We start from the raw sequence: 23,895 nt of genomic DNA, 5'->3' as shown, positions 1-23,895 counted from the left end.
TCGATGACCACCACGCAGGACGCGCTCCGCGCGCGCATCGTGCGCATCGTGCTCGACTCGGTGGAGGGCGAGCTGACCGAGACCGAGCTGTCGGCCGCCGAATGGTCGCTCTCCAACATCGGCTACTCGTCACTCTCCTACATCCGCATGATCGACACCGTCGAGAACGAGCTCGGCGTCTACCTCGACCCCGAGGAGGACGGCGAGCGCATCGCGTCGGTGGACGACCTCGTACAGGTGGTCCAGGAGCGTCTCCAGGAGCCGGCCAGTGCCTGAGCCCGTTCTCGGAGTCGTCGGGCTCGGCCGGCTGGGCGAAGCCGTCGCCCGCCTCTGCGCGCAGGAGAAACTGACGGTCCGGCGGTTCGACTCCCGCCAACCGGACCAGTGGGCCGGCCTGCCGGTCCCGGACGTTCTGATCGACTGCGCCGCGCCTCCCGCCGTGCACCACGTGATCGACCTCAGCGAGCGGCTGCACGTGCCCCTGGTCGAGTGCGTGTCCGATCTCGGCGACGACCACCACGCCCGGCTGGCGGAACTGGCTCGGGAGGTCGCTGTCGTCCGGGCCACCAACCTGTCTCTGGGCAACTACCTGCTGACCCGCGCCGTCGAGGACGTGGCCAGGGTCCTTCGCGTCCTGGAGCGGGCGGGGATCACCGGCGTCATGCCCGAGGCCGCCGTGCTGGAACGGCACCCGGCGGCCAAGGCGCACCGGCCGAGCGCGACCGCCACCGCGCTCGCCGCGCACTGGACGGGCAGCGCGGGTGGCCCGATCTCCGACATCTCCTCTCTGCGGGCCGGTCGTATGGTCAGCGCCCACGAGATACGGCTCACGTGGGAGGAGCAGGACCTCACGATCCGCCACGAGGTGCACTCGCTGGCCGCCGCGGCCTCGGGCGCCATCGGCGTTGGGACATGGGCCGTCGGCCAGGCTCCCGGCCTCTACGACGCGCGCACCGTCTTCGACCGGATGCTGGAATCGATGAGCGGTCACCACGAAGGAGTCCATGTATGAGCGGCACGCGGGCCTCGGCCCGGCTGTCCGTGCAGGTCGCCCTCGGCGCCCGCATGCTGTCGCTGGACGGCCACGACGACTTCAACCAGGGACAGATATCGGCCCGGCTACCCGGCTCCGAGACCTTCTTCATCAAGAACGCACTGTGCGGCTTCGACGAGGCCACGCCGCACCAGGTGGTGGCGGCCTCCATCCGGCCGGACAGGCCGGTACCGCCGCTCGCGCCCCCGGAGCTCCCGCTGCACCAGGCCATCTACCGGGCCCGCCCGGACATCAACGGCATCGTTCACAGCCACGCGCCGAACACCCTCATATTCGGCGCGACCGACCTCAGCATCCGCCCGGTCTCACACGACGGGGCCTACTTCGCGGACAGAGTGGGCCTGTTCACCGACACCAGCAACACGGTGCTCACCCAGGACGTCGGCGAGGCCATCGCCAAGGCGCTCGACGACCGGCCCGCCGTCATGCTGCGCAACCACGGCGGCGTGATCGTCGGCAAGAGCGTACGGCACGCGGCCGTGTTCGCCCAGGTCCTGGAGCGCGCCTGCCGCCTCCAGCTGGAGGCGGAGCGGACGGGCGTCCCGTACGCCTCGTCCTCGGCTGCCGACGTGGAGCTCAAGCGGGACTTCGTCTACGCGGACCTATCGGTCCGCTCCTACTGGGACTACGCGGTGCGGCTGGTGTGCCGGCGGTGGCCGGACAGCGCGGAATGGGGGCGAGAGTGAGCGCCGTGCAGGACACGAGCCGCGGCCAGGCGGGCCCCGGCCACCCGAGCGCCGATTCCGACGAGGTTCGCGACCTGCTCGCCCTCGCCGAGGATCTCGCGGACAAGGAGCTCGAGCCCCGCGTCGACGACTTCGAGGCCCGTGCCGAGTTCCCGCGGGAGGTGATCCGCACCCTCGGGCGCGCCGGGTTGTTCGGCCTGCCGTTCCCCGTCGAGTACGGAGGGGGAGGCCAGAGCCACCAGACCTACCTCAGGGTGCTGGAGATCCTCGCCCGGCGCTGGCTGGGGGTGGCCCAGTCGGTGAACATCCACATCCTGTCCTGCCAGGGCATGGCGGCCTTCGGCAGCGAGGAGCAGCGGACACGGATGCTGCCCGAGATGCTGGCCGGGGAGCTCCTCGGCGCGAACTGCCTGTCGGAACCCGAAGTGGGCTCGGACATCGCCGCCATCACCTGCGCGGCGGTACGCGACGGCGACGACTACGTCATCAACGGCACGAAGGCGTGGACCAGCCATGCCGGGCAGGCCGACTACTACAACGTCTACTGCCGGACCGGTGTCCCCGGAGCCGGAGGCCTCTCCGTGCTCCGGGTGGACGCCGGGACGCCGGGGCTCCAGGTGCAGCGCCTGGAGCGCAAGATGGCCGTCCGTTCGTCCCCCACCGCGGCAATCGTGTTCGACGACGTGCGGGTCCCCGCGGACCGCATGGTCGGCCGCCGTGGAAAGGGCTTCCTGCTCGCCCTGGGGCTGTTCGACCTCGGCCGTCTGGCCATCGCGACATGCGCGCTCGGAATAGCGCACGCCGCGATGCGGTACGCCATCGCGTACGCGAAGTCCCGCAGGCAGTTCGGCCGGCCGATCGCCGAGTTCCAGGGGGTCGGCTTCATCCTCGCGGACATGTCCACCCAGATCGAGGCCGCCCGGGCGCTGACCTGGGAAGCCGCGCGCACCATGGACCGCCGAGAGCACCCGGCGGCCGTCACGCTGGCGGCCTGCCGGGCAAAACTGTTCGCCACCGACGTGGCCATGCGCGTCACAACCGACGCCGTTCAGGTCCTGGGCGCCTACGGCTTCGTCCAGGACCACCCGGTGGAGCGGTGGATGCGGGAGGCCAAGCTCCTCCAGATCATCGAGGGCACGAACCAGATCCAGCGCATGCTCATCAGCCGCTCCCTTACCTAGGGCGGCCACGGGCCGTCACGGGCACCACAGCCACGACGCCGCGGGGACACCGCGGAGACGAGGGACCACATGACGAACTCCACACCACCCGCCGCGCTCGTGACCGGCGGAAGCAGGGGAATCGGACGAGCGATCGCCGAACGACTGGCCCGAAGGGGCATGGTCGTCGCCGTCCACTACGCCAGGGACGAGATCGCCGCGAAGGAGACGGTCACCGCCATCCGCGCCGGCGGGGGCGAAGCCTTCGCCGTCAGGGCGGACTTCACCGAGACCGGCGCCGTCGACACGCTGTTCGACGCGCTGGAGGACGGGCTGCGCGAGCACACCGGCTCCACCGGGCTGGACGTGCTCGTCAACAACGCGGGCGTCGGCTGCAGCGGCGACGCCGGGCACATGACGGAAGCGGACCTGGACCGCGTGATCACGGTCAATGTGAAGACGCCCGTCTTCGTGGTCCAGCGCGCGCTGCCGCTCCTACGCGCGGGCGGCCGGATCGTGAACATCTCGTCCGCCGCGAGCCGGGTCGCGCATCCACAGATCATCGGCTACGCGATCAGCAAGGGCGCGCTCGACGCCTTCTGCCGATCCCTGGCCAAGCAGCTCGGGCCGTTGGGGATCACCGTCAACAACGTCGCGCCGGGGCTCGTCGACACCGACTTCCACGGGGACCGCCTCCGCGGCCACCCTGAGGCGGCTGCGGAGGCGGCCGCGCTGACCGCCTTCGGCCGGCTCGGCGAGGCCGCGGACGTCGCCGACATCGTCGCCTTCCTCACATCGAACGAGGGCCGGTGGATCACCGGAGAGCGGCTGGAGGCCACGGGCGGCGCCTACCTGTGAACCGACCAACCACAACCGAGGGAGCCTGATGCTCATCACCGACATCTACATCGACTCGGTCGGCGTCCGCCTGGGCGAGCCGGTCGACCTGGCTGACGTCGTCGCCGACGGGCGCTACGCCGCAACGGAGTACACGGCCAACGGCCTGACCGGCGCGGTCGTCTCCGACGAGTTCCCACCCGACCTCGCCATCGCCGCCGCGCGCCAGGCGCTGGACCGGGGCGCCACGTCCCCGTCGGACGTCCGCCTGCTGCTGCACGCCACCGCGTACTACCAGGGGCAGGACATGTGGACGCCCAGCGCCTACATCCAGCAGCACACCATCGGCGGCCGAGCCCCGTCCATGGAGGTGGACCAGAAGTCCAACGGCGGCATGGCCGCCCTGGCACTCGCCGTCACCTACCTGTCCGCGTGCGACGGCGACGACGACGGGGTCATGGTGACTACCGGTGAGCGGTTCTGCCTGCCGGGCTGGGACCGGTTCAAGAGCGAGGGCGGGACCGTGATGGCGGACGGCGGCACCGCGATCCTGCTCACGCGGCGCCCGTCCTTCGCCCGCATCGTGTCGGTGGTGCTCACCTCGGACTCGACGCTGGAGGGCATGTACCGCGGCCGGACGCTGCGCGACGCGCCGGCCTCCAGCGAAAAGCCGCTCAACATGCGGTCCAGGAAGACCGATTTCATGCGCAGGCGGATGAACGACCTGGACGACATCTCCCGGCGGGTCGCGGGTGGCGTGGGCGAGTGCATGCGAGAGGCCCTCGCCGAGGCCAAGACGGAGGCCTCCGACGTCCGCCGCTTCGTGATGCCGAACATCGGACAGACCGTGTACTGGTGGACGCTGCTCAAGGAGATGGGTGTCGGCCTGGACCGCACGACCTGGGAGTACGGCCGCACGATCAGCCACCTCGGCGCGGGTGACCAGGCGGCGGGGCTCGACCACCTACTGCTCCACGACGAGCTCGAACCCGGGGACCGGGTCGTCCTGGCGGGAGCCGGCTACGGCTTCAACTGGGGCTGCGCCGTCCTGGAGATCATCGCGAAGCCCGGATGGAGCGCCTCATGAGCATCCCCCCTCTCGTGGAACCCACCCCCCTGCTCGACGATGCCGAGACCCGGAGGCAGGCCCACCAGTTGATCCTCGCGGGCCACGGCTCGGTGGGGCAGCGCCGGCTGAAGAACGCCAAGGTGCTGGTGGTCAGCGCCGACGAGGCAGGTGGTCCCGCCGTGGCGCATCTGGCCGACGCGGGCATCGGCACCATCGGGATCGCCGACGGCGCGCCGCTGCAGGACTGGGACCGGTACATGGGATCTCCCGCGCGCGAGGGCCTGGGGGAGGCCCGTGCCGTCGCGTGGCGGGCGGCCCTGCGGGCGACCTACCCCACCCTGGAGGCGACGGCGTACACGGCCCGTCCGGACGCGTCCAACATCGAGGAGACGGTCCGCGGCTACGACGTCGTCGTCTGCGCCGCGGAGGACCCCGCACGCTGCTACCTGGTGGACGACGTCTGCGCACGCCTCGGCAAACCGTTCGTCTGGGGCGAGATGGAGGCGCTCGGCGGCCGCGCCGGCGTCTTCTGGGACGCGCACGGCCCCACCTACCGCGACCTGTATCCGAAGCCGCCGACCGCCTACTACCGGGGCATGGCGGGGACGATGCCGGCCGTCGGCGCCTGGCTGGGCGTGACCATGACGATGGAGGTCGTCAAACTGCTCACCGGCCAAGGGAGGCCGCTCCTCGGCCGCCTCATGCGCTACGACTCGCTGGCCGGGACCAGCGGCGTCGAGCCCCTCGCCCGCGATCCCGCGACCTCGCGGCCCGCCGAGCTGACGGCCGCCGAGCCGTTCTTCGGACTGCTCTCGCCCGAGGCGGCACAGGCGGCCCGGGAGTCCACCGTCTCGGCGGAGGAACTCAGGGACATGCTGGACCGGCGGAGCGACGTGGTGGTCGTGGACGTCCGCGAGCCCGATGAGTACGCGTTCGCCCACCTTCCCGACTCCGTACTCATCCCCAAGGGAGAGTTCTTCGGGGGCGACGGGATGGCTCGCCTGCCCAAGGACAAGCGGATCGTCCTCCTCTGCCGGATGGGCATCCGGTCCGCCGAGGTGCTCGCCGTGGTGAAGGGCCACGGCCACGAAGACGCGGTCCACCTCGGCGGCGGGATCATCGCCTGGGCGCAGCGGATCGACCCGGCGATGCCCACCTACTGACGCATGTCCTGGGCGAAGCCGGTGCGCCTCCGAACCGGAAGAAACCGGTCGAGCGGATGATCTCCTCCAGCTCGGCCCTGTCGACACCGGCATAGTCAGCAGCTGTCCTGTATTTGGCAAAAAGTACCCGAGTAACCATATTGACCCTTTTGTCCGTACACTGCGCGGAGAGGATCGTTGCGACCAGCAGCTCCAGCGGGTTGCCGAAGTCGAGTTCGCAATGGGCGTCGGGATAGGTTTCCGCCAGGATTCGGGTCATTCTCCGAGCTCGGCGAACCAGAGCGAGCCGGGACTCCCCAGCGGAGGTTACTTTGCGGGGCACCCCGACGGCCTACGCGGACGGGCTCCATGAGACCCGCTTGGTGCGGTACGTCACAATGTCTAGCAGTGAGCGCGATCCCAGGTGTGGAGCGCAGTCGTGTTGGCGCGACCACTGGAGCGAGGAGGCACCGTGAACACCGACGATGTGCTGGGCAAGGCCCCTTTGTTCTCCGCGCTCGACCGTGAGAGCGCGGCCGCGCTCCGTACGGGGATCTCGGAGCTCGAGCTCCACAAGGGGCAGACGCTGTTCAGCGAGGGCGAGACGGGCGACAGGCTTTACGTCGTGCTGGACGGCAAGATCAAGTTAATTCGCACGGCCCCCGACGGCCGCGAGAACCTGCTCAGCGTGCTCGGCCCTAGCGAGATGTTCGGCGAACTGTCCCTGTTCGACCCCCGCCCCCGCACGGCCAGCGCGATCGCCCTGACCGACGTGCGCCTGGCCGGTCTCGGCCACGACGACCTGCGGCCCTGGCTGACCGGACGTCCGGAGGTGGCCCTCCACCTGCTGCGTGCCCTCGCGCAGCGGCTGCGACGCACCAACGACGTGATGGCCGACCTCGTCTTCACCGACGTCCCCGGGCGGGTCGGCAAGGCGCTGCTCGACCTCGCCGAGCGCTTCGGGCAGCGCACCGAGGAGGGCCTGCGGGTCCATCACGACCTCACCCAGGAGGAGCTGGCGCAGTACGTCGGCGCCTCGCGCGAGACCGTCAACAAGGCCCTCGCCGACTTCGCCCAGCGCGGCTGGCTGCGCATCGAGGCCAAGGCCGTCGTCATCATGGACGCCGACCGCCTCTACAACCGTTCGAGATAGGCGAGCTGCGCCCGCACGGACATCTCCGCCGCGGGCCACAGCTCCTCGGCCAGCCCTGCGTAGACGACCCGCACGATCTCTCGCGGCGTACTGGCGCCCTCGCGCCGCGCCTGCCTGATCTGGTCCAGGCGCTCGCGCCGGTGGGCGATGTAACCGTCGAGCGCCGCGATCGGCTCCGGCAGCACCGGCCCGTGACCCGGCAGCAGGACCGTGGCCGCCATGATCTCCGCGCTCGCCCGAAGGCGGTCGAGGCTGCGCAGGTAGTCGCCCAGGTCGCCGTCGGGCGCGATCACCGTGGTCCCCCTGCCGAGGATCGTGTCCCCGGTCAGCATGGCCCCGTCGGCCGGCAGCCAGAAGCACAGCGAGTCGAACGAGTGGCCAGGCGTGCCGACGACCCTGAGCTCCAGGCCGCCCGCCGGCACCACGTCCCCGTCCTCCAGCCCTTCGTCCCCGAGAACGTGCCGGGGGTCCAGGGCCCGTACCGGGGCACCGGTCATCTCGGCGAACCGCCTGGCTCCGCCGCTGTGGTCCTCGTGCCCGTGCGTGAGCAGGATCGCCTCGATCCGCCGGCCGGCAAGATGGCCGGCCACGCGGAGAAGGTGTTCCTCCTCGTCCGGGCCGGGATCCACGACCAGTACGGCTTCCGCCTCGGGCTCGCCGATGACCCAGGTGTTCGTGCCGTCCAGGGTCATCGGGGACGCGTTGGGCGCCAGCAGGTTGGTCGCACGCGCCGTACCCGACCCGTCCGGGCCGCTCAGGGGGATTCGGAGACCGCTCATGACATTCGATAATCCTCGCCCGGTATGACCAGCCACATCTCGCCGTCCACCTCGGCGGCCCGCGGCTGGAAGGTCACGATCTCGCGCTCGCACGCCAGCACCGCGGCGACGTCGTCGTACGCCGCCAGCTCGGTCAGGGTGCGCAGGGTCGGGGGCATGAGGAAGATCTGCCCCTCCTTCGCGCGGCCGAGCGCCCGCGCCGGCCGCAGCCACGCGACCTCGTCGGCCTCGCCGCCCACGTCGCGCGTGCGCTGGCCGGGCGGCATCGCGGCCACGAAGAACCTGGTGTCGAACCGCTTGTGCTCGACCTCCGGCGTGATCCAGTGCGCCCAGGGCCTGAGCAGGTCGGCGCGCAGGACCAGGCCTCGCTTGTTCAGGAAGTCGCCGAGCGACAGGCGCCGGTCGATCAGCGCCTCGCGGTCGGCCTCCCAGTCGTCGCCCGTGGTGTCCGCGACGACCGTGTCCGCGCTCGGGCCTGCCAGCAGGACCCCGGACTCCTCGAAGGTCTCGCGTACGGCCGCGCAGACCAGGCCGCGCGCGGTGTTCGTGTCGGCTCCGAAGACGCGGCCCCAGATCTCGGGCGCGGGCCCGGCCCAGGCGACCGCCTGATCGGCGTCACGCGGGTCCACCGAGCCGCCGGGGAAGACGTACGCGCCCGCGGCGAAGGCCATGCCGGCCTTGCGCCGGATCATGTAGACCTCAAGGGACGAGGCTTCCCCCGGCCCGCCGAGGTCCTGGATCCGGCGCAGGAGCACCACGGTCGCGGCGTCTCTGGCGGGCACGGGGGCGATCTCGCCCGAAAGGATCGCACGGGCGCGCTCGCCGAACTCGCCGGGCAGCGGGATGCCGTTCATGCCACCTCCATGATCCAACCGAATCAAGCTCGGCTGGACCATGGTGTCACGATCAGCGCACTTCGGCGATGAGCTCGACCTCGACCGACGCGTCCAGCGGCAGGGCGGCGACGCCGACGGCGCTGCGGGCATGACGGCCGGCGTCCCCGAGCACCTCGCCGAGCAGCTCGCTGGCCCCGTTCACGACGTGCGGCTGCCCGGTGAAGCCGGGGGCGCTCGCGACGAACCCGACGACCTTGACGATGCGCACGACCTGCGACAGGTCACCGGCCACGGAGGCCACCGCCGCGAGGGCGTTGAGCGCGCAGATGCGGGCCTGCTCCTTGGCCTGGTCGGGGTCGACCTCGGCGCCGACCTTGCCGGTGACGGCGAGCTTGCCGTCGACCATCGGAAGCTGCCCGGAGGTGTAGACGTAGTTCCCGGTGCGTACGGCCGGCACGTAGGCGGCCAGCGGCTTCACGACCTCCGGTAGGGTCAGCCCTAGCTCCGCCAGGCGCTCCTCGGGAGTGCTCACTCCTTCTCCCGCTTCATGTAGGCGACGAGCTGCTCGGGGTTCGGACCCGGGATCACCGTGACGAGCTCCCACCCGTCCTGACCCCAATTGTCCAGGATCTGCTTGGTGGCATGGGTCAGCAGAGGGACCGTCGAATATTCGTAGCGCTTCATGGTGGCACTGTAGACGGGAGAGAGGGGATCAGGTGGCGGTGCTCCCCCTGTTCCCTTCCACCTCATGGGTCACAGCGTCCCCTTCCACGGATGAGCTCCCCCACCACCGGCACGCGGCTATTGTGACGATCCGCATATCGACCTTTTGCCGGTGATCGACAATGCCGAGAAAGCGGGACGAATCTCGTACCGGGTGAAGGGCCGGGACGACGTCCGGCTCATGCTCCCCTGGCCCGTGGCGCCAGCACGAGCGGAGCGGATCGGCGATCGTCCGCGCGAGGTCCCCATTGTCGTGGCCTCCCTTTACGCGGGCGGTCAGGGGGCCCGGCAAAACGCGTTTCCCAGCCAATCGGGGTGTGAGGTGCGTCGCAAGCCCGTTCCGAAAGCCGGGCACGGCGAATCGCGAAGTAACCGTTGGGTAGCCTTCGGAACGTGAGCGCTCGCGACACCGATTGGGACGGCGTACGACTTCATGTCGTAACCGGCAAGGGTGGCACCGGAAAGACGACGGTGGCAGCCGCGCTGGCCCTTGCCCTGGCGGCGGGCGGCCGGAGGGTGCTGCTCGTGGAGGTGGAAGGCCGGCAGGGCATCGCCCAGGTCTTCGACACCCCGCCCCTGCCGTACGAGGAGCGGAAGATCGCCGTGGCACCGGGCGGCGGCGACGTGTACGCGCTCGCCATCGACCCCGAAGAGGCCATGCTCGAATACGTCGAGATGTTCTACGGCATGAAGCGGGCGGGCAAGGCCCTGAACAAGATCGGCCTGGTGGACTTCGCGACGACCATCGCCCCTGGCCTCCGGGACGTGCTCGTGACCGGCAAGACCAGTGAGGCCGTACGACGTCGCGACAAGTCCGGAAGGCGGGTGTATGACGCCGTCGTCATGGACGCGCCGCCCACCGGCCGTATCACCAGGTTCCTCAACGTCACATTAGAAGTGGCCGGTCTCGCCCGCATCGGTCCGGTGAAGAACCACGCCGACCTGGTCCGCGGCGTGGTCGCCTCCCCGGAGACCGCTGTGCACTTCGTCACGCTGCTGGAGGAGATGCCGGTCCAGGAGACGCTGGACGGCATCGACAACCTCCGTGCCGCCAAGCTGCCCGCGGGCGGCATCTTCATCAACATGGTCCGCCCCGAGCTGCTACCCGAAGCGACACTCGAAGCCGCCATGAAGGACAGGTTCGACCCCGCCGAGCTGGCGCTCGGCCTCAAGGCCGCGGGCCTCGCCGACGGCACGTCCGACGCGTCCGCGATCGCCGAGGCGCTCGCGGAGGAGATCTCCGAGCACGCCCAGCGCAACCGCCTGGAGCGCCGCGAGAGGCAGGCGCTCGCGGAGGCGAAGGTCCCGCACTACGAGCTGCCGCTGCTCACCGATGGCGCCGACCTCGCCGGTCTGTACGAGCTGGCCGAAGCGATCCGTTCCCAGGGAGCAGCGTGAAGTCTCAGACGGGCAACGCCGCCCGCACGTCACCAGCCGAGGGCACCGTCCCGGCGGGCCACCAGTCTCCCGTTCTCGACATGGACGCCGTGCTCGACGACCCGGGCACGCGCATCGTCGTGTGCTGCGGCTCGGGCGGCGTGGGCAAGACCACGACCGCGGCGGCGCTCGGCCTCCGGGCGGCCGAACGGGGCCGGCGCGTGGTCGTGCTCACGGTCGACCCCGCGCGGCGCCTGGCCCAGTCGATGGGGCTCACCGAGCTCGACAACACGCCGCGCGTGGTCGCCGGGGTCGGTGGCTCCGGCGAGCTGCACGCGATGATGCTCGACATGAAGCGGACGTTCGACGAGATCATCGAGGCGCACGCCGATCCAGAACGCGCCCGGCAGATCCTGACCAACCCGTTCTACGAGTCGCTGTCGTCCAGCTTCTCCGGGACGCAGGAGTACATGGCGATGGAGAAGCTCGGGCAGCTACGCCGCTCGGACGAATGGGATCTGATCATCGTCGACACCCCGCCGTCGCGGTCGGCGCTCGACTTCCTCGACGCACCCGAGCGGCTGGGACGCTTCCTCGACGGGCGGCTCATCAGGATCCTGATGGCTCCCGCCAAGGCCGGAGGCCGGAGCGCGTTCAAGCTGCTCAACGCCGGTTTCGGTCTTGTGGCGGGCGCGCTGACGAAGATCTTGGGCGCGCAGTTCCTCAAGGACATCCAGACGTTCGTCGCGGCCCTCGACGCCGTATTCGGCGGGTTCAGGCAGCGCGCCGACCAGACGTACAGGCTGCTCCAGGCCCCCGGAACCGCGTTCCTCGTCGTGGCCGCGCCCGAACGGGACGCGATGCGGGAGGCCTCGTACTTCGTGGAGCGACTGGCCGAGGAGAGCATGCCCCTGGCCGGTCTGGTGATCAACCGGGTCCATCGGTCCCCGGCGCCGGCCCTCTCGGCCGCCCGTAGCGCGGCGGCCGCCGAAGACCTCGAATCGCGTGGTGAACACGAACTGACGTCCGCCGTGCTGCGGCTTCACGCCGGACGTATGCAGCTCGCCGCGCGCGAGCATCGTGAGCAGGAGCACTTCGCCTCGGCACACCCCACTGTGCCGATCTCTCAAGTGCTCGCGATGCCGGAGGACGTGCACGATCTCGCGGGTCTGCGCAAGATCGGTGAACTCCTCGCGTCATGAGGTGAAAACCGTTACATGATGTCGCGGTCGCTACACGACCACGCGGATGACCCTGATGACGAGGGGCCGTGCATGGCCCCTCGCGTAGTGACGCCGGGCATGAGACGGACACCGCCCCAGCCCCTGAACTCAGCCGGCAATCAGCTCGTTGGTCCGCTCGTACTCTTCCTTCGCGACCTCCAGCAGGTCGCGCCAAGACGTCACATCCGGCCGTCGCCTGAGCAGCGCACGCCGCTCTCGCTCGGTCATCCCGCCCCACACCCCGAACTCGATGCGATTGTCCAGTGCATCCGCGAGGCATTCGGTACGGACCGGGCATCCTCGGCAGATGAGCTTCGCCCTGTTCTGGGCGGCACCCTGGACGAACAACGCGTCAGGATCCGCGCCCCGACAGGCGGCACGGGAGGTCCAATCCGTGATCCACATTTCGACCCCACTCCCCTATAGGTGGTCAGTCGTCACTTGGCGGCCGACGGGCGCGGGCGTCGAGCCTCCTTATTCAGTTGCCGCAGAGGAGAACGTACGCAACCAGACGTTCGGACCGACAGACCCCGGGCGGGTCAATTTCCCACATGGTCATGTCAGGCCATGTGGCCGGGAATGACTAGTCCTCCCCTCCGCGAGTCGCCGACGAGTCAATGCGAAATGGACTTTGAGTACCTATTGAGTCAGCGACTCGGCATACGCTTGGTCCCGTGCAAGCTCAAGGCAAAGCCCACGGGTCGGTGTTCGGGAACCTCCTCCGCCTGATCGGAGCCGCCGTCGCGGCGGGGGTGCTGGCCGCCGCCATCGCCCTGCCCGCCGTGGGCGGAGCCGGCGTGGGGGTCAAGGGTGCCACCGATGTGCTGAACCTGAAGCCCGAAGACCTCAAAGAGCCGCCGCTACCCGAGAAGACGGAGATCCGCGACTCCAGCGGCAAGCTGATCGCACAGTTCTACTACCAGAACCGCGAGTCCGTGCCACTGGAGAAGGTCGCCCCGATCATGCGGGACGCGATCATCTCCATCGAGGACTTCCGCTTTTATGAGCACGGCGCCCTCGACCTTGAGGGCTTCGCCCGCGCGATGATGAAGAACTTCCAGTCCGGCGGCGTCGCCCAGGGCGGGTCCTCGATCACCCAGCAGTACGTCAAGCAGGTGCTGCTCAACAAGGCGGAGACCGACGAGGAGAAGCTCGCGGCCATCGCCCCGACGGTCCCCCGCAAGCTCAACGAGCTCCGGTACGCCATGGCCGTCGAGCAGAAGTACACCAAGGACCAGATCCTTGAGCGATATCTCAACATCGCGTACTTCGGCGCCAGCGCGTACGGCATCCAGGCCGCGTCCAAGCGGTTCTTCGACAAGCCCGCCTCCAAGCTGACCCTCGAACAGGCGGCCACGCTCGCCGGGGCCGTGCAGAACCCCAACGCGACCGACCCGAACCTCGGCAAGCAGCACAAGGCCGCCCTGCTGGCGCGGCGCAACGTCGTCCTCGACCGGATGGCGGAGCTGCGCAAGATCACGCCTGAGGAGGCCGCCACCGCGAAGGCCAAGAAGCTGGTCTACAAGGACATCTCGATCCCCGGCGGCTGCGAGCAGAGCAACTACCCGTACTTCTGCCTGTACGTCCAGCACGAGATCCTGAACGACAAGCAGTTCGGCAAGACCGAGAAGGCCCGCAAGGAGTTCCTCAACCGGGGTGGGCTGGTCATCAAGACCACCCTGGACACGAAGATACAGAAGGCCGCCGACAAGGCCATCAAGAAGTGGGTCTACGCCTCCGACAAGCCCGTCGCCGCCGAGGCGCTGGTCGAGCCGGGCACCGGTGCCATCAAGGCCATGGCGGCCAGCCGCAAGTTCGGCAGCAGCAAGAAGAAGAACGAGTCCAACTACAACCTGGTCGCCGACGTCGCGCACGGCGGCGGCACGGGCTTCCAGGCGGGTTCGACCTTCAAGGCCTTCACGCTCGCCACGGCGCTGAAGGAGGGCCTGCGGTACGGCGACGGCATCGACGCGGGCAGCAGCTTCCAGGCGAGCGGCTACAGCGACTTCAAGAACTGCAAGGGCGAGAACGTCGGCGACCCGACCCACGTCGCGCACAACTCCGAGGGCGGCGGCGGCTTCAAGACCCTCCAGACCGGCACCTGGGGATCGGTCAACACGTTCTTCCTGGGCCTTGAGAAGAAGGTCGGGCTCTGCGACGTCGTCAAGACGGCCAAGGACCTCGGCATCAAGCGCGCCGACGGCGGGAAGCTCCGGGAGGTCGAGACCTTCACCCTCGGCGTCAACGAGATGGACCCCATCACCGTGGCCAGCGCCTACGCCACCTTCGCGGCCCGCGGCAAGTACTGCGAGCCCATGGCGATCACGGCGATCACCGACCGGGACGGCAAGACCACCAACTTCAAGCCCAGCTGCAAGCAGACGCTCGACGAGAAGGTCGCCGACGCGGTGAGCGGCATCCTGTCCGGAGTGTTCACCAAGGGCACGATGAGGGCCGTCGGCGGCATCGGCCGGGACGCCGCGGGCAAGACCGGCACCACCGACGGATCCATGACCGCCTGGTTCGCCGGCTACACCCCGGACCTCGCCGGAGCCGTCAGCCTCGGTGACCCGCGCGGCTCGTACACCCACCCGCTGCGCAATATCACCATCGGCGGCAACTACTACGGTGAGGTGTTCGGCGCCACGATCTCCGGTCAGATCTGGAAGGCCACGATGATCAGCGCTCTGAAGGACATCCAGGCCTCGTCCTTCACCCCGCCGGACATGAGTCAGTTCGGCGGCTGCAGCGGCGGCTGCGCGCCCAAGCCCCCGAAGAAGCCGATCGACAACAACGGCAACGCCTACCCCGTCCCGGACGGCAACGGCAACGGCCACGGCAACGGCAACGGCGGTGGAGGCCGGAACGGCGGCAACGGCGGGAACAACACCGGCATCGACCCGGTCGCCACCACCGCCCCGAACACCGGCATCGACCCGGTCGCCACCACCGCCCCGAACACCCGCAACGGCTGACCAACGAAAGGTGCCCCCACAGATGAACTCTGCGGGGGCACCTTTCGGCTTATACAGGCATACGCATCGACTCATACAGGCACACGCGCGGACGCCACCGTCCAGCCCGCTCAGCCCGCGTAGTCGCTCAGCCCGCCAGACGGGCGCGGACGGCCTGGGCGACCCTGCCGCCCTCCGCGCGCCCCGCCACCTTCGGGTTGAGGACCTTCATGACCTGGCCCATGGCCTTCGGCCCCTCAGCGCCGCTCTCAGCGATGGCCTCCCCGACCAGGCGGTCGAGCTCCTCGTCGCTCAGCTGCGCGGGGAGGTACTCCTCGAGCACGGCGTGCTCGTCCTGCTCCGCCTGCGCCTGCTCGGCCCGTCCCGCGCCCGCGAACGCCTCTGACGCCTCCCGGCGCTTCTTGGCTTCCCTCGTCAGCACCTTGACGATCTCGTCGTCGGAGAGCTCGCGCGCCGTCTTGCCCGCGACCTCCTCGGTGCTGACGGCCGCCAGGGCCATGCGCAGCGTTCGGGTCCGCACCTCGTCACGTGCCTTCATCGACGTCGTGAGGTCGGCCTTCAGCTTGTCCTTCAAAGCACTCATGGTCACCATCTTGCCGTGTCGCCGCAGCCCGATCGCCGTCATTTCCCCTGAGCCGGCTTCCGCCCCTCAAGATCCGCGTCCCTTCAAGGACCTCAGAACGTCACAGAGGGCTTCCACCGCGTTCCAAGGCGCGAACCCCTTTCTCCTCGTTGGGAGGCAGCATGCCGTGCCCTCAGGCATCATGAAGGGGTGAGGAAAGCTGCCGCGATACCCCTGTCCTTGCTGGGCCTCGGCGTTGCCGGGATCGGCTACGCCTCGGTCATCGAGCGCAACTGGTTCCGGCTCAGGCGCTTCGACGTGCCGGTCCTCGACCCGGGGCAGCGGCCGGTGCGCATCCTGCAGATCTCCGACCTGCACCTCACGCCCGGACGCACCCGCCTGATCAACTGGGTCCGCTCGCTGGAGGCGCTCGATCCCGACCTCGTGGTCAACACGGGTGACACCCTGGCCCATCCGGACGCTGTGAGCTCTTACCTGCACGCGGTCGAGCCTTTGCTGTCCCGGCCCGGCCTGTTCGTGTACGGGTCGAATGACCTTTACGCGCCCAAGCCCAAGAACCCCGCCCGCTACCTCTGGCGCTCGTCCAAGAACGACAGGCGCCAGCACATTCCCAACCTCCCGTGGGACGAGCTGGGCGCCGGTATGACCGCCGCGGGCTGGCTCGACATGAACAACACCACCGCGCGGGTCAAGGTGGGCGATCTTGACGTGTTCGTGGGCGGCATCCACGACTCCCACATCAACCGCGACCGGTACGACCAGATCGCCGGCCCCGCTCCCACCGACGCCGACCTGCGGCTGGGCGTCATGCACTCCCCCGAGCCCAGCAACATGTCGCGCTTCGCCGACGACGGCTACCAGTTGCTCCTCGCGGGTCACACCCACGGCGGCCAGCTGTGCATCCCGTTCTACGGGGCCTTGGTGACCAACTGCGGCATCGACCGCGCCCGGGTGAAGGGCCTGCATCGCCACGAGTCCGCCTGGCTCCACGTCTCCGCCGGCCTCGGCACCTCCCCCTACGCCCCGGCGCGCTTCGCCTGCCCGCCCGAGGCGACCTTGCTCACCCTAGTCCCCCGCCGCCCCACACGCCCCTGACGTACGACTCCACGCGATCTCACATCGCCTGACGCAGCACGCTCTTTCGCCCCTCCCGGATGACGCGAGCACCACCAAAGTCCGCTAGACTCGTGCGAGCACAAGCAAAGCGCCTGTGCACCGGGGTGTAGCGCAGCTTGGCAGCGCGCTTCGTTCGGGACGAAGAGGCCGTGGGTTCAAATCCCGCCACCCCGACTCGGAAATTGCAGGTCAAGGGCCTGATCGCTGGAGACAGCGATCAGGCCCTTGATCGTTCGTTAGCGTGGCGTTAGTGGTTTGAACCCGATCACGTAACCGTTAGCAACCCCAGGCAGCCCTAAAAATCACCCGCTCCGGCACCCGATTGAACCTCGGCCCCAGGTGTCCAATGCGGGTCCATTAGCTCCGCGGTCCTACCCACCGCCCACTCGTGTCGGCGCTGCCCGACTCGCAGCCCGGCCGCCCCTGCCTCCACGGGGTGGATCCTCATGGCCGACGTCATCGTGGAAGGTACGATCTACGCCGTTGTCTGGTGGCCGCTCCGGGGTGGCCAGGCGAGTGTAGGTGTCCCCGTTACGCAGGTGAGCCAGTACCAGCAGCGCCTGCTGCCCGGGCTTCAGGCGCCGCCACCGACTGCGGCGCTCAGCGCGGCGGACGCGGATGAGCTCGGCCAAACGGGCAAGAGGGCGGTTCGACAGGGGAATCGCGGCAGGGCAAGAGAGCAACGAGGCTCCCGGTTGGGGCATCGGATCTTTGGTCGACTGCTGTCTTACCGGGAGCTCCACCTCACCCCCCCAACTTGTCCGGCCCGCCCGCCTCCTGCGTCCACCCTGACCAGTGTGATCAGGATGTGAATGGCACAGTGTGCATGACGATTACTCCAACTGATCATGCGGCGACGCGACCAGGCCCGCTCTCGGCCTGAGGCCTGGGCTGACCGGCTGGCCTCTCCAGCTCAAGCCAACTACTCGACGCGGCGCTCGGCGACGGGCAAGGCTGGGACGCAGGGCTCGGCGCCCTGCCGAAGGACGATAGGGCCGCGGCGGCCTGGCGGCGGCACCTGCGTCGCCGCGTACCACGACCGCTACGGCATCACTGGTTCGACACCGCTCCGCGCGCCCGCCGAGAACGACGCACAGAAGATCGACGCCGCCAGAGCTCGCACCGCGTTTGACCGAGCACGGAACGTCGCCGACGCAGAACAGCGGACACAAGAGCCCGCCCGCCGCACCGGACCGGAACGGGTCGGGCCGACGCTGTAGCGACTAATGGGCGAATCAGGACTCCGACCCCTTGGCACGCGTGCCGCGCCCTGATCAATAGTCCGCGCTGTGGACGTGCAGAAGCGCTCTCAGCTACGCTCTACACGGGCAGCCTGGACTGCCTCTCTCCGAGTCTGAGTCTCCACGCGGCGAAGACGTCTAGGACAACGGTGGCCGATCCAGAGAAGCACCACCTGATGGATCGAGATCTCTCTCATGTCAGGGCTGGCAGGCGTGGGTGCATAGTCCGGAACAGAGATTGAGATGACCTCCAACAACCACGCTCAGAATCGTGGGCTCCAGAAGGATGCGCGCGCGTGGGCAGACTTCACGGGCACGACATACAACGCTGCGCTGCGGCAGATGGGTTCCCCTCTGGCTCAGGGGCTCCTCGGTGAACGAGTCAGCGCACGGCGGCTGATCGCCGCCCTCAACGATCACGAACTGATCGGTTCACGCGGCGGCGATCCCGTCCTCGGCGAGAACGGCTTCTTCTCGGAAGCGCCGTGGCACTTCAACGGCGAAATCGACTTCATCGAGCTCGCTCTCATTACGGACATGCTCCGGATGTTCACACCTATCTCGGACGCCACGACGCCGGAGGTGAACAGCTACTCCTTGAAGCACACCGCGGAGGGGTTCCTTAGCCCGCATTGCTCCTACGTGTCCAACGGCCGACTGATCTGGGCCGCAGCAGCGCTGGGACTCCGGATCGCCGACCCGGATGGTGACGGCCCGAACCTTCTGATCGGTGTGTCGGAGCGCGAGCACGACTACGTGCGCCGGATGGTCGGCCCTCGGCAGACCCAACCGCATGCGGACCACTACCGCCCCGTCGGGTACGCAGACCTACAGACCGCGCTTGCGCAGGCAGCAGCGGGCAAGCTCATCACAGGTCGCTGGATCCGGCCGACTCTTGTGGTCGAGGCAGCTCCGTTCCACGACTGGCTGATTCTGCAGGCCGGCCGAAACGACGTCGTAGGCGATCTCGCGCGTGACTACTCCGCAGGAGTCCGAGACAGCGACCACCGCATCGCACGCACTCCCGACGAGCTACTGGCGATCTTCCACGAAGTTTCGCACTCGCCCGGGGCCTACGACGCCGTAGTGAGCACGATCGCGGAGTGGATGAGGACGGTGCCATCATCGGCACCCATTCGTACTGAGCCGATCGGCGGAGTCGCGCACGAGCACGAGGGATGGGGCGCGGGTGCCGGGACCGTGGAGCGCTATGAGTACAACAACAACGCAGGCTCTGGCATGGCGCGGTCAGACACAGAGGCCGGATCTTTAGGCCCCCTTTCCGGCCCGCAGCCCCGATCTCGTGGACTGCCTCCGCCACGCGGTGGTGAGAATCGCACGTCCGATTTGGGACGGCGGCCCGGGGAGACGGACCGGTGGCAGGACCGACACCGCGCCTCGGGCCGACCGCACGAGGCCGCAATCCGAATCCCCGGCACCGAGCGCACAGCACGAGATCGGCACCGGGGAGGGATGTAGCGCGGTTACGTCGAGACGACCGTTAGACGGCCGTGCGCGACCACTGCTGGTTGGTGCCGGTGTTGCACGGATACTGCTTGAGGATCACACCATCCGCGGTCGATGCGGACGGTACGTCCACGCATTTGCCGCTGTGTCGTGCCCGGAGCTGAAAGTAGCCGCCGTTGGCGACCATCTGGAACTGCTGGTTGGTGCCGGTGCCGCAGGTGTACTGGATGAGTTCGGCGCCGTCGGCGGTTGAGGCGCTTGTCACGTCGAGGCACTTTCCGCTGTGGCGGCTGATGATGCGCCAGTAGCCGCTGCCGGCGTCCTGGAACTTCCACTGCTGCCACGCGTTGCCGCTGTACGTGTACTGGTCGACGCGCGCGCTGTTGTTGGTGCTCGCTTGTTGGACGTCCATGGCCTTGCCGCTGTGGCGCACGTCGATCCTGTAGAACGTTTCCGGCTCTGGCGTGGGGGTGGAGCCGCCGGTGGTGTCGCCCCAGGCGTAGCGGACGCGGTCGGCGCCGGAGGTGTTGCGGATGGTCAGGTTGAGGTCGGTGCCGCTGCCACCCAGGGCGTACATCGAGTAGTGGTCGTAGCCGAGGCCTGCGGTTATCTTGCCGCCGAGGGCGGGCCAGTAGGTGCCGCCCATCTGGTTGTCACGCATCACCTGGGCCACAGCGCGGAGGTAACGCACGAAGTTGTCGGTGCTGTTCGCGTCGCCGTAGTTGAGGCCATCGGACATCGGTGCCCCGAACTCGGTCGCGACCGCGCGGGAGGCGCAGTTGCCCAGACGCGTCTGAATGTGGCTTCGGAAGGCGTCGTAGGTCATCGCGCTGTAGAAGAAGGCGTAGTAGTGGAAGGACAGCAGCGTCGAGTTGAAGCGGCTGTCGTTGCAGATGTCCCGCAGGTCCTGGCTGAAGCCGGTGCCGCCGATGAGCACCCGGCCGGGAACCGCCGAGGTGTGCGAGCTGAGCCAGTTGGCTGCGACGTTGCGCCAGTCCGCCGATGAGTAGCCGTGCGGCTCGTTCATCGGCTCGAAGTAGACGTTGCTGTTCGAGCCGTAGGTGTTGATCACGCTGGACCACATCGCGTTCCATGCGGCGAGGTTCGTGATCTTGCCGCCGGAGGCGGCACCGTCCTCCCAATAGGCCAGGATGACCTTGAATCCACGTTCGGTGGCGGCGTCGATGGCGCCGCGGTAGGAATTCCACCAGGTCGTGTTGGCCACAGTGTGGGTGTTGATGGGCAACCGGACGGTGTTGACCCCCATGGTGGAGGCCATGTCGTCGTAGAGGGCGTTGGCCTTGGCCCGTACCGTCGCGTTGCTGTCGGACTGGCTCAGGCCCTGCACGACGAGCGGGCCGGTGCTGAAATTGTCACCCAGCACGGCCCAGTTCATGCCTCGGAATTGGCTGGTGGCGGCATTGGCCGACGACGCGGGGACGAGGGCTGCCACTGCGGTGAGCGCGGTCAGCACAAGGGCGATCAGCAACTGGCGCAACGACCGGATGCTCCGCGATGGTCCTGATGAGTAACCATCGGACGCCATGCTCAGTGCCATGAAATGTCCCATCACTAGATCTAAATTGCTGGGTCAAACTTTGACTTGTGCGCATTGTTAGCGCTAACAAATAAATCCCGCTCACCCACGGAGGCCTCACGCTAGAGAGGAGGCGGGAGTGCGTCAACAGAAAGGGAGACGACTTGCTCGAACCGCTGGTCCGTGACGGACACCGCTGTAAATTTCAGGCAGGCTCCTGGTCACGCCAACGCCCCGATGGTGCAACTCCACCGCGCCTCGGCCACACGTTGCGCTTTCCGATCGCGGCCCGGTCGGTGCAGGGTACGAACAGGATCGCCTGCCGCCCGGGGGCGCTGCGGCCTACCAGGCCGAGGGCCGTCCCTGCTGGACACCCGGAGGGACGCTGATCCTGGAGGAGGAGATCGGGCCGATCGGCGTGGAGGCCGACGGCGCGTTCAGCCGCGTCGCCACCGCCGCACCGTTCGAGGCTCCCGATTTCGAACCGTGACCCGAGGAGCATGGCCACGGCGGGCCAGTGGCGATGGCTCTGTCACTGCCGCAGGAGGACATCGTCGACTGCTGGTACGGCAGCCCTTGACTGAGGAGGTTCCGCTGTGTGCGGGACCGGACGCGTGCCGTCCAAAATGGAGCAGTGGATCTGGGATCACACGTCGGCAAACGGACTGGACCTGCGCTACACGCACGACGGGAACCCTCTATCGACGGACCTCGGACTCGTGATGCGTGTGCAGCGGGCAGGCGACGTTGTCATCAGCCGGCCACTTTGGGGAGTCCCCGAGAGTGCGTCCGAGTTCGCGCCGTTGATGGCACGCCTGCCGTGCCGTGCGGGATCAGCGAGCGGTGGTGACGGTCTTTAGGCGGTCAAGCGTGGTGCGCATGGTCTGCGACAGGTCTGCGCCATGCGGCTCGCTGACCCAGCGTTCGAACGCGATGCGGAGCACGACGATTCCTGTCTCGGCCGTCAGACTCGCGTCCGGCTCGGGGACGCCGCGTCGGCGTAGGCCCTCGGCGAGGGCGGCGGATAGTGACGCCAACTTGATCAGTTCGCGTTCCCGCAGTTCCGCGTTGGTGTTGATGACTGAGTGGCGCTGTCGGGAGTGCTCGCGGTGCTGCCCCAGCGCCGTGGCGGCGGCGTCGAGGACGGCCGAGACGACCTGCATGGGTGAGGCGGAGTTCGGGGCTGCCTCGAGCGCACGCATGAGGTGTTCTTGCAGGTCGGCCGAGCCTGCGAACAGCACCTCGCGTTTGTCCGCGAAGTAGCGAAAGAACGTCCTCGCCGTGAGTCCGGCCCGCTTGGCGATCTCGGCAACGGTCGTCTGCTCGAAGCCGCGCTCGACGTAGAGCTGCATCGCCGCCTCGCGGAGCCGGCCGCTCGCGTCTGCCTCCCATCGCCCCATGGCAGAAGTCTAGTCATGTCACTTGATGACATCACCTGCTATGGTGATGTCATCAAGTGACATCACCGGTTGCCTTGTCGAGCGGCCGGTCCTGTGGAGGTCTTCATGCGTATCTTCGTCACCGGCGCAACCGGGTGGATCGGCTCCGCCGTCATCCCCGAGCTTCTCAATGCCGGGCATCAGGTTCTCGGCCTCGCGCGTTCCGACACCGCCGCCGCGTCGGTCGCCGGGCTCGGCGCCGAGGTGCAGCGCGGCGACTTGGCCGATCTCGACAGCCTGCGTGCCGGGGCAGGCGCCTCCGACGGCGTGGTCCACCTCGGGTACAACCACGACTTCTCCCGGATGGAGGCGGCGGCGCAGACTGACCTGGCGGCGATCAACGCGATCGGCGCGGAACTGGCGGGCACCGACCGGCCGTTCGTGGTCGCCTCGGGCGTGCTCGGCCTCGCGTCCGGCCGGGTCGCGACCGAGCGGGACATGCCTGATCCGGGCCTCCACCCGCGGACCGCCGGCGTTGAGGCGGCCATGTCCTTCGCCACGCGCGGCGTGCGCTCATCGTCCGTGCGGTTCGCTCCCACCGTCCACGGTCCCGGCGATCACGGCTTCGTGGCCGTCCTGGTCGGCATCGCCCGTGAGAAGGGTTTCTCCGGCTACATCGGCGACGGCAGCAGCCGGTGGGCCGCAGTGCATCGGCTCGACGCCGCTAACCTCGTCCGTCTCGCCGTGGACAAGGCGCCGACCGGCGCGGCACTGCACGCTACCGCCGAGGAAGGCGTGCCCACCCGCGTCATCGCCGACGCGATCGGTCGCGGCCTCCACCTACCGGTGGTCCCCATCCCCGCCGACCAGGCCAGCGACCACTTCGGGTGGATGGCGCGCTTCTTCGGCCTCGACGGCCCGGCGTCGAGCTCGGCGACCCGGCAACTGCTCGGGTGGAATCCCGTGCAACCGGGACTCATCGCCGACCTCGACGCCGGCCACTACTTCAAGCATTGACATCCTCCCCGGCGTAAACGCCGGGGACTCCCCACGTCGCCGTGGGGTTCTTACTGCTTCTGCTACGCCGCTTGCGGGTCTTAGGTTTCGGGTGGAGCCAGGGTCGGAGTTGCCTCACCTGGTCTTACCTGCCCTCGGCAGTCGTTTCGCCGTGTCCAGCCAGCCCGGCGGCCACGGTGGTGCTCATGATGCGTTGTCCCTCAAGGAGGATGTTGATCACGGCGGCGATGTCCCGATCATGGTGTTCACCGCAGGACCGGCAATCCCGTTCCCGCACATCAAGGAGGAGTTTCCCAACAGCCCCGTCCCAATGCGAACTCCCTCGCTCGGACAGCAGGATGATCTGGGTTCTTCGCGTGACCCGGGCGGGCTCGGCCTTGCACCGAGCCCGCCGCTCGAACTCCACCCGGTCCTGATCGCGTGCTGTGGTAACGCTCACCCGACTTTGCGTACGCCTTGGCGGTGAACGTCAGGAACATCCGAGGTGGACCCGTGTCACGCCGTTAGCGCTGCAGTGTCAGCACGCCCGGCCGGTAGGGCA

The 23,895-nt window shown here is 68.6% G+C and carries 23 protein-coding genes, 1 tRNA gene and 2 pseudogenes; 15 read left to right on the top strand and 11 right to left on the bottom strand.

The annotated features are described in order from the left end of the window. Positions 1-3: 3 nt before the first annotated feature. The 7 genes from AB0O34_RS10940 to AB0O34_RS10910 all read left to right on the top strand — a co-directional run bounded on the left by AB0O34_RS10940 (position 4) and on the right by AB0O34_RS10910 (position 5,969). The gene (locus AB0O34_RS10940; protein WP_363915013.1) at positions 4-276 is read left to right on the top strand and encodes a hypothetical protein; all 273 of its coding nucleotides are present in this window, start codon (positions 4-6) and stop codon (positions 274-276) included. Continuing rightward, entirely contained in the window at positions 269-1,012 is a 744-nt protein-coding gene (locus AB0O34_RS10935) for a dihydrodipicolinate reductase C-terminal domain-containing protein (protein ID WP_363915011.1), read from the top strand. The genes AB0O34_RS10940 and AB0O34_RS10935 overlap by 8 nt, the downstream gene beginning before the upstream one ends. Further along, the gene (locus AB0O34_RS10930) at positions 1,009-1,740 is read left to right on the top strand and encodes a class II aldolase/adducin family protein (RefSeq protein WP_363915009.1); all 732 of its coding nucleotides are present in this window, start codon (positions 1,009-1,011) and stop codon (positions 1,738-1,740) included. Before AB0O34_RS10935 ends, AB0O34_RS10930 begins: the two co-directional genes overlap by 4 nt. After that, complete coding sequence (locus AB0O34_RS10925) at positions 1,737-2,921, top strand: acyl-CoA dehydrogenase family protein (RefSeq protein ID WP_363915007.1); 1,185 nt, start codon at positions 1,737-1,739, stop codon at positions 2,919-2,921. The genes AB0O34_RS10930 and AB0O34_RS10925 overlap by 4 nt, the downstream gene beginning before the upstream one ends. 69 nt (positions 2,922-2,990) lie before the next feature. Beyond that, complete coding sequence (locus AB0O34_RS10920) at positions 2,991-3,758, top strand: SDR family oxidoreductase (RefSeq protein ID WP_363915005.1); 768 nt, start codon at positions 2,991-2,993, stop codon at positions 3,756-3,758. A gap of 28 nt (positions 3,759-3,786) precedes the next feature. Beyond that, positions 3,787-4,824: a ketoacyl-ACP synthase III family protein gene (locus AB0O34_RS10915; RefSeq protein WP_363915003.1), complete on the top strand. Its 1,038-nt coding sequence runs from the start codon at positions 3,787-3,789 to the stop codon at positions 4,822-4,824. After that, the gene (locus tag AB0O34_RS10910) at positions 4,821-5,969 is read left to right on the top strand and encodes a ThiF family adenylyltransferase (RefSeq protein WP_363915001.1); all 1,149 of its coding nucleotides are present in this window, start codon (positions 4,821-4,823) and stop codon (positions 5,967-5,969) included. Before AB0O34_RS10915 ends, AB0O34_RS10910 begins: the two co-directional genes overlap by 4 nt. 34 nt (positions 5,970-6,003) lie before the next feature. Here the strand turns inward: AB0O34_RS10910 and AB0O34_RS10905 are convergent. Beyond that, positions 6,004-6,228, bottom strand: a pseudogene (locus tag AB0O34_RS10905) (endonuclease III); the annotation flags it as partial. A 192-nt stretch (positions 6,229-6,420) separates the two neighbouring features. Between AB0O34_RS10905 and AB0O34_RS10900 the strand changes: the two are divergent. Then, positions 6,421-7,101 (top strand): Crp/Fnr family transcriptional regulator, encoded by a 681-nt coding sequence (locus AB0O34_RS10900; protein WP_363914999.1) that lies wholly within the window; start codon positions 6,421-6,423, stop codon positions 7,099-7,101. Here AB0O34_RS10900 and AB0O34_RS10895 read toward each other — a convergent pair. Genes AB0O34_RS10895 through AB0O34_RS10880 form a run of 4 tightly spaced genes read right to left on the bottom strand, consistent with a single transcriptional unit; the run spans position 7,083 to position 9,400 of the window. Next, positions 7,083-7,880, bottom strand: a complete 798-nt coding sequence (locus AB0O34_RS10895) for an MBL fold metallo-hydrolase (RefSeq protein WP_363914997.1) — start codon at positions 7,878-7,880, stop codon at positions 7,083-7,085. The two genes, AB0O34_RS10900 and AB0O34_RS10895, sit on opposite strands and share 19 nt — an antisense overlap. Continuing rightward, complete coding sequence (locus AB0O34_RS10890; RefSeq protein ID WP_363914995.1) at positions 7,877-8,734, bottom strand: NUDIX hydrolase; 858 nt, start codon at positions 8,732-8,734, stop codon at positions 7,877-7,879. Before AB0O34_RS10890 ends, AB0O34_RS10895 begins: the two co-directional genes overlap by 4 nt. 52 nt (positions 8,735-8,786) lie before the next feature. Then, a complete protein-coding gene (locus AB0O34_RS10885) occupies positions 8,787-9,248 on the bottom strand; it encodes a RidA family protein (protein ID WP_363914993.1) in 462 nt (153 codons plus the stop codon). Further along, the gene (locus AB0O34_RS10880) at positions 9,245-9,400 is read right to left on the bottom strand and encodes a DUF4177 domain-containing protein (RefSeq protein ID WP_214410020.1); all 156 of its coding nucleotides are present in this window, start codon (positions 9,398-9,400) and stop codon (positions 9,245-9,247) included. Before AB0O34_RS10880 ends, AB0O34_RS10885 begins: the two co-directional genes overlap by 4 nt. Before the next feature lie 432 nt (positions 9,401-9,832). Here AB0O34_RS10880 and AB0O34_RS10875 point away from each other — a divergent pair, with 432 nt between their 5' ends. Then, positions 9,833-10,837, top strand: a complete 1,005-nt coding sequence (locus AB0O34_RS10875) for an ArsA-related P-loop ATPase (RefSeq protein ID WP_363914991.1) — start codon at positions 9,833-9,835, stop codon at positions 10,835-10,837. Positions 10,838-10,917: 80 nt separating this feature from the next. Beyond that, positions 10,918-12,018, top strand: a complete 1,101-nt coding sequence (locus AB0O34_RS10870; RefSeq protein WP_363915114.1) for an ArsA family ATPase — start codon at positions 10,918-10,920, stop codon at positions 12,016-12,018. A 129-nt stretch (positions 12,019-12,147) separates the two neighbouring features. On the opposite strand, the gene AB0O34_RS10865 is transcribed toward AB0O34_RS10870, so the two are convergent. Then, positions 12,148-12,444, bottom strand: a complete 297-nt coding sequence (locus tag AB0O34_RS10865; RefSeq protein WP_114029663.1) for a WhiB family transcriptional regulator — start codon at positions 12,442-12,444, stop codon at positions 12,148-12,150. A gap of 299 nt (positions 12,445-12,743) precedes the next feature. Here AB0O34_RS10865 and AB0O34_RS10860 point away from each other — a divergent pair, with 299 nt between their 5' ends. After that, entirely contained in the window at positions 12,744-15,014 is a 2,271-nt protein-coding gene (locus AB0O34_RS10860) for a transglycosylase domain-containing protein (protein WP_363914988.1), read from the top strand. 127 nt (positions 15,015-15,141) lie between these two features. Here the strand turns inward: AB0O34_RS10860 and AB0O34_RS10855 are convergent, their stop codons facing one another. Beyond that, complete coding sequence (locus AB0O34_RS10855; RefSeq protein WP_363914986.1) at positions 15,142-15,597, bottom strand: GatB/YqeY domain-containing protein; 456 nt, start codon at positions 15,595-15,597, stop codon at positions 15,142-15,144. Positions 15,598-15,786: 189 nt separating this feature from the next. On the opposite strand from AB0O34_RS10855, the gene AB0O34_RS10850 reads away from it, so the two are divergent. Both AB0O34_RS10850 and AB0O34_RS10845 read left to right on the top strand, forming a co-directional pair. Beyond that, complete coding sequence (locus AB0O34_RS10850) at positions 15,787-16,692, top strand: metallophosphoesterase (protein WP_363914984.1); 906 nt, start codon at positions 15,787-15,789, stop codon at positions 16,690-16,692. Between the two features lie 121 nt (positions 16,693-16,813). Next, positions 16,814-16,887 (top strand) — tRNA-Pro (locus AB0O34_RS10845). A 332-nt stretch (positions 16,888-17,219) separates the two neighbouring features. On the opposite strand, the pseudogene AB0O34_RS10840 reads toward AB0O34_RS10845, so the two are convergent. Further along, positions 17,220-17,396 (bottom strand): annotated as a pseudogene (locus AB0O34_RS10840) (IS5/IS1182 family transposase); the annotation flags it as partial. A gap of 801 nt (positions 17,397-18,197) precedes the next feature. Here AB0O34_RS10840 and AB0O34_RS10835 point away from each other — a divergent pair. Continuing rightward, positions 18,198-19,433 (top strand): hypothetical protein, encoded by a 1,236-nt coding sequence (locus AB0O34_RS10835; RefSeq protein ID WP_363914982.1) that lies wholly within the window; start codon positions 18,198-18,200, stop codon positions 19,431-19,433. Between the two features lie 22 nt (positions 19,434-19,455). Here AB0O34_RS10835 and AB0O34_RS10830 read toward each other — a convergent pair whose 3' ends face one another. Together AB0O34_RS10830 and AB0O34_RS10825 are read right to left on the bottom strand one after the other, a co-directional pair. Next, complete coding sequence (locus AB0O34_RS10830) at positions 19,456-20,919, bottom strand: RICIN domain-containing protein (protein WP_363914980.1); 1,464 nt, start codon at positions 20,917-20,919, stop codon at positions 19,456-19,458. A gap of 872 nt (positions 20,920-21,791) precedes the next feature. Next, on the bottom strand, positions 21,792-22,310 hold the full coding sequence (locus AB0O34_RS10825; protein ID WP_363914978.1) for a TetR family transcriptional regulator: 519 nt from the start codon (positions 22,308-22,310) through the stop codon (positions 21,792-21,794). Positions 22,311-22,463: 153 nt separating this feature from the next. On the opposite strand from AB0O34_RS10825, the gene AB0O34_RS10820 reads away from it, so the two are divergent. Then, the gene (locus tag AB0O34_RS10820; RefSeq protein WP_363914976.1) at positions 22,464-23,354 is read left to right on the top strand and encodes an SDR family oxidoreductase; all 891 of its coding nucleotides are present in this window, start codon (positions 22,464-22,466) and stop codon (positions 23,352-23,354) included. A 124-nt stretch (positions 23,355-23,478) separates the two neighbouring features. Here AB0O34_RS10820 and AB0O34_RS10815 read toward each other — a convergent pair whose 3' ends face one another. Beyond that, a complete protein-coding gene (locus AB0O34_RS10815; RefSeq protein WP_363914974.1) occupies positions 23,479-23,793 on the bottom strand; it encodes a zinc ribbon domain-containing protein in 315 nt (104 codons plus the stop codon). Between the last annotated feature and the right edge of the window lie 102 nt (positions 23,794-23,895).

Origin of the sequence: Sphaerisporangium sp. NPDC088356 (assembly GCF_040685555.1) — a bacterium.
Classification (GTDB): domain Bacteria; phylum Actinomycetota; class Actinomycetes; order Streptosporangiales; family Streptosporangiaceae; genus Sphaerisporangium.
The sequence above is the reverse complement of the archived record's forward strand: the minus strand, read 5'-3'. Positions and strand labels throughout refer to the sequence as shown.

Bases quoted from the DNA above. Each gene is read 5' to 3' on its own strand.
- AB0O34_RS10940 (WP_363915013.1), top strand. From the start codon at position 4: ATGACCACCACGCAGGACGCGCTCCGCGCGCGCATCGTGCGCATCGTG.
- AB0O34_RS10930 (WP_363915009.1), top strand. From the start codon at position 1,009: ATGAGCGGCACGCGGGCCTCGGCCCGGCTGTCCGTGCAGGTCGCCCTC.
- AB0O34_RS10920 (WP_363915005.1), top strand. From the start codon at position 2,991: ATGACGAACTCCACACCACCCGCCGCGCTCGTGACCGGCGGAAGCAGG.
- AB0O34_RS10915 (WP_363915003.1), top strand. From the start codon at position 3,787: ATGCTCATCACCGACATCTACATCGACTCGGTCGGCGTCCGCCTGGGC.
- AB0O34_RS10910 (WP_363915001.1), top strand. From the start codon at position 4,821: ATGAGCATCCCCCCTCTCGTGGAACCCACCCCCCTGCTCGACGATGCC.
- AB0O34_RS10895 (WP_363914997.1), bottom strand. From the start codon at position 7,880: ATGAGCGGTCTCCGAATCCCCCTGAGCGGCCCGGACGGGTCGGGTACG.
- AB0O34_RS10890 (WP_363914995.1), bottom strand. From the start codon at position 8,734: ATGAACGGCATCCCGCTGCCCGGCGAGTTCGGCGAGCGCGCCCGTGCG.
- AB0O34_RS10880 (WP_214410020.1), bottom strand. From the start codon at position 9,400: ATGAAGCGCTACGAATATTCGACGGTCCCTCTGCTGACCCATGCCACC.
- AB0O34_RS10870 (WP_363915114.1), top strand. From the start codon at position 10,918: ATGGACGCCGTGCTCGACGACCCGGGCACGCGCATCGTCGTGTGCTGC.
- AB0O34_RS10865 (WP_114029663.1), bottom strand. From the start codon at position 12,444: ATGTGGATCACGGATTGGACCTCCCGTGCCGCCTGTCGGGGCGCGGAT.
- AB0O34_RS10855 (WP_363914986.1), bottom strand. From the start codon at position 15,597: ATGAGTGCTTTGAAGGACAAGCTGAAGGCCGACCTCACGACGTCGATG.
- AB0O34_RS10835 (WP_363914982.1), top strand. From the start codon at position 18,198: ATGACCTCCAACAACCACGCTCAGAATCGTGGGCTCCAGAAGGATGCG.
- AB0O34_RS10825 (WP_363914978.1), bottom strand. From the start codon at position 22,310: ATGCAGCTCTACGTCGAGCGCGGCTTCGAGCAGACGACCGTTGCCGAG.
- AB0O34_RS10820 (WP_363914976.1), top strand. From the start codon at position 22,464: ATGCGTATCTTCGTCACCGGCGCAACCGGGTGGATCGGCTCCGCCGTC.